This window comes from Candidatus Sordicultor fermentans (assembly GCF_012728195.1).
Classification (GTDB): Bacteria; Atribacterota; Atribacteria; order Atribacterales; family Caldatribacteriaceae; genus Sordicultor; species Sordicultor fermentans.
The window spans coordinates 1-4,011 of the sequence record NZ_JAAYFP010000074.1 but is presented as its reverse complement, the minus strand read 5'-3'; the positions used below and the strand labels follow the sequence as shown (position 1 = coordinate 4,011).

Sequence of the window (4,011 nt, the reverse complement as noted above, 5' to 3'; positions counted from 1 at the left end):
TGGCCGGGTCGGTCGGGAACAAATTGAATAAGGTCTTCTTTTTCCCCCAGAAGAGAAAGAATTGTTTTTACCGTATCCAGATTTTGTCTTTCTTCTCCGCTTCCCAGGTTATATATTTCTCCCTCTCTCCCTTTAAGAAAAGCAGTATAAATCCCTTGAGCACAATCTTCCACATAGAGCCACTCTCGCCAATTTTCTCCTCGACCATAGACCGGGACAGGCTGGCGATGGAGTGCTTGCCAGATAACTACCGGGATTAATTTCTCGGGATACTGCCAGGGACCGTAATTGTTAGAGGGTCGAACAATAACAACAGGTAAATTAAAAGTCCGTTCATAAGCTTTTACTAAAAGCTCTCCCCCTGCTTTGCTGGCTGAATAAGGAGAAGAAGGAGCAAGAGGATGTTCTTCGGTAAATTTACCCTCTTTATCTTTTAACTCCCCATACACCTCATCAGTAGAGACATGGAGAAAACGAGACACCCCAAATTCTAAAGATAACTCAAGAAGTACTTCAGTTCCTAAAACGTTAGTTAAAATAAAAGGAGAGGGGTCTTTGATACTTCGGTCAACATGAGATTCAGCGGCTAAGTGGATTACTCCCTGAGGTTTTTCCCTCTCCCAGATTTCTCTCATCTTTTCTTTTTGAGTGATATCTACCTGATAAAAAGAAAACCGGGGATTATCGGATATTTCTTCTAACCTCTTTTTATCCCCGGCATAAGTGAGAGCATCTACCACCACTATCTTCCATTCTGGCTCCCATTTTAGCAACAGTTTAACCAGATTGGCTCCAATAAAACCTGCTCCACCACTGATTAAAATTTTATTCATTTTTTCCCTCCTTCAACGATAAAAGAAATCGGTCAGTCGCTTCTTCCCAGGAAGGTATTTTCCTTTTCAAGACGGTTTCTACCTTTCTGGAATCTAACGCAGAAAAAAGAGGCCGCTGAGCAGGGGTAGGAAAATCGCTACTTTTAGCCGGAAAGAGTTGCCCTCTCCAGTTTAGCTTTTCTAAAATGAACTTAGCCCACTGGTATCGGCTACAATATCCAGAGTTAGCAAAATGAAAAAGCCCCTGGGCATCTTTTTCTAATAGCTCTAAAGTAAAATATGCTGCATCGTAAGCATAAGTGGGAGAAGAAATCTGGTCATCTACTATCCGGAGAGTTTGTTTCTCCCTCGACCACTGGAGGAGCTTTAAGGGAAAGCTCACCCGGGGGTTATTGCCAAATACCCAGCTTACTCTAAGGAGGAGAAATTGAGAAGGAGAAAGAACCTTCTCCAGCACTTTTTCTCCCTCCCATTTCGTCTTCCCGTAATAGTTGAGAGGAGAAGGAAGGTCTTCTTCTCGGTAGGGATAGCTCTGGTTTCCCGAAAATACATAATCGGTGGAATAGTGAACTAAAAAACTCCCGTGCCTCCGGGAGGATAAAGCTAAATTTTCTACTCCTTCGACATTTACTTTCCAGGCTGTTTCTCTTTCTTTTTCTGCCTGGTCTACCTGGTTATAGGCGGCACAGTTAACTATGATATCAGGCTCGAGCTCTTGGACAGCTGTTTCTACAGCTGATATGTTAGTGATATCGAGTTCTTCATGAGAAAAAGGATAAACCTGGTATCCTCTTTTTTCTGCTTCTTTTTGAATCTCTTTTCCCAGCTGACCCTGGGAGCCGCTGATGAGGAGCTTCATAGGTTACTCTACCACAAAGGGAGAGTCTTTTATTTCTTCCCAGCGGATTTCATCTACCTCTTCTTTCTTTCCCCATCCTCGATAAAGCTGGTTGGGGAAATTAAGGACCAATCCGGACTTTTCTCCCCGGTTCTGATAAGCATGAACTATCCCGGGAGGAATAACTACCCGTAAAGGATGACCTTCCTCGGCAGTCAATATAAGCTGATTCTGGTAGGTGGGAGAAGAAGGACGATTGTCCCAGAGAAGCAAACGAAAAGCAGAAGAACCTAAAAATACAAAATGGTCCCATTGAAAGCGGTGTTCATGAGGACCGCGGGTGACTCCGGGGTGAGTGAGAGAAATATAACCCATAAGAGGATATAAGTCCTCAAGGAGCTCATCCTGGCGGAAAACTTCTATTAACCATCCCCGTTTATCTTCATATCTTGCAAGCTCTTCCTTTATTACTCCTTTTATATCTCCAGGGGTAAATTTCACCAATTTTACTCCTTCCCAAAATCGAGAGTCATATCCCGGGTCAGCTCATTTGCTCGACTGAGAGATTCAAATGTGCCGGCGTCAGTCCAGAACCCGGATAAAATATCGTATTCTGCCTCTCCCTTCTCGATATACCAGTTATTAACATCAGTGATTTCTAATTCTCCCCGGCTGGAAGGCTTAAGCTGAGAGATAACATCAAACACTCGATTATCATAAAAATAAATCCCCGCTACGCAGAAAGAGCTTTTAGGAGAAGTAGGCTTTTCTTCAATAGCTATAATTTTCCCTTCTTTGAATACTGGCACTCCAAACCGCTCCGGGTCAGGAACTTCCTTAAAAAGGAGGCGAGCTCCTCTTTTTTGGTTTTGAAAGTGAGTAAAATAAGGAGTGAGGTCATCTTCAAAAATGTTATCCCCAAGAAGAACCAGACAATTATCTTCTCCCACAAACTCCCGCCCCATTCCTAAAGCCTGGGCAATCCCCCCTGCTTCATCTTGAACTTTGTAAGTAAATTTCACTCCAAAGTCTCGCCCACTTCCTAAAAGCTGAACCACTTTCCCCATATGCTCAGTGCCGGTTACCACCAGGATATCCTGAATCCCCACCTGAGTTAAGTGATAGATGGGATAATAAATCATAGGATATCTTCCCACCGGAAGAAGGTGTTTATTGGTTACCTTAGTGAGAGGATAGAGCCGAGAGCCAGTCCCTCCAGCTAAAATTAAACCTTTCATTGTTTACCCCCTTGAGAAAATTGCCTGATTCCTTTTTATCACCCCTTTTCCAGATTATAGCAAATTTGCTTATTTCTTTGTACTTCTCTTTAAAGAGCTCCCCTCCTTCTTAATGATAGACCCCCATAGGTTTGTTATTGCGCTTTGGAAGAGAAAATAGAGAATTTTCCCTTGAACTTGGCAAAAAAGTTTATTATTAATGTGGTAGGAATTGGTTTATCGGCGCTAAACTTTTTCAAAATAGTTCTGCAGAGAACTTGGAAACAAATAAAGAAGTAATTTTGCCTGTGAAGGAGAGTTAATATTTGGATATACAAGATTTCTTTCTTGATGAAAAATCCGGAGTGCTTGTTAATCCTTCATTTCAGGAAAGCGACTTGCCTTATTTAGATGGCTCCGAAGAATATCTGTTGAAAATTTTAGGTCAAGCAAAAGATAAAAATTCGCTATCCTGGGAGTTAAAAAAGTACATAAAGGACTGGCCCACTCTTTACCATTTAACATTAGAGAGAGCTAATCTTTTAAGGTGCTTTGATTTTTGTAATCATGAAGCGAAAATATTGGAATTGGGAGCAGGGTGTGGAGCTATAACAAGATATTTGGGGGAAAAATTTGCTACGGTATTTGCAGTAGAAGGGAGTTTTCCCAGAGCTAGGGTAGCTAAAAAACGTTGTTCCGATTTAAAAGGTGTCTCTGTTTTGTGCGCAAATTTTTTAGATATAAATTTTCAAAAAGAATTTGATATCGTTACCCTAATTGGTGTTCTAGAATACGCTCCTCTCTTTGGTCGTAATTTTACTACAAACCCTAAAGCTTCAGCAGTACAATTCCTTCGTTTTGCTAACCAGGCTCTCAAAGACAAAGGGCTTTTGGTCTTAGCTATAGAAAACAAACTGGGCTTAAAATATTTTTCTGGAGCTAAAGAAGATCATAGTGGCCTTACATTTGATGGTATAGAAGGTTATCCTCGAAAAAATACAGCAGTTACTTTTAGCAAATTCGAGCTGGAGGGACTTTTGAGACAAGCTGGTTTTGGAGAAATTGAATTTTTCCTTCCTTTCCCAGATTATAAATTGCCCTCGGTAATTATTAATGCCCAGAT

General features: G+C 41.3%; 5 protein-coding genes. 1 reads left to right on the top strand and 4 read right to left on the bottom strand.

What is annotated here, in order from left to right:
• The 4 genes from rfbB to GXZ17_RS03345 all read right to left on the bottom strand — a co-directional run.
• The coding region (gene rfbB / locus GXZ17_RS03360) for a dTDP-glucose 4,6-dehydratase (protein ID WP_409375876.1) at positions 1 to 833 on the bottom strand (833 nt) is incomplete at its 3' end.
• On the bottom strand, positions 826 to 1,692 hold the full coding sequence (gene rfbD / locus GXZ17_RS03355; RefSeq protein ID WP_409375875.1) for a dTDP-4-dehydrorhamnose reductase: 867 nt from the start codon (positions 1,690 to 1,692) through the stop codon (positions 826 to 828). The genes rfbD and rfbB, both read right to left, overlap by 8 nt.
• 3 nt (positions 1,693 to 1,695) lie before the next feature.
• A complete protein-coding gene (locus GXZ17_RS03350) occupies positions 1,696 to 2,172 on the bottom strand; it encodes a dTDP-4-dehydrorhamnose 3,5-epimerase family protein (RefSeq protein ID WP_409375874.1) in 477 nt (158 codons plus the stop codon).
• Between the two features lie 5 nt (positions 2,173 to 2,177).
• Positions 2,178 to 2,909: a sugar phosphate nucleotidyltransferase gene (locus GXZ17_RS03345; protein WP_409375873.1), complete on the bottom strand. Its 732-nt coding sequence runs from the start codon at positions 2,907 to 2,909 to the stop codon at positions 2,178 to 2,180.
• Between the two features lie 305 nt (positions 2,910 to 3,214).
• Here GXZ17_RS03345 and GXZ17_RS03340 point away from each other — a divergent pair.
• On the top strand, positions 3,215 to 4,011 hold a 797-nt coding region (locus GXZ17_RS03340), incomplete at its 3' end, for a class I SAM-dependent methyltransferase (RefSeq protein WP_409375872.1).

Excerpts from the sequence above, each read along its gene's own strand:
- rfbD (WP_409375875.1), bottom strand. The coding sequence starts at position 1,692 with ATGAAGCTCCTCATCAGCGGCTCCCAGGGTCAGCTGGGAAAAGAGATT.
- GXZ17_RS03345 (WP_409375873.1), bottom strand. The coding sequence starts at position 2,909 with ATGAAAGGTTTAATTTTAGCTGGAGGGACTGGCTCTCGGCTCTATCCT.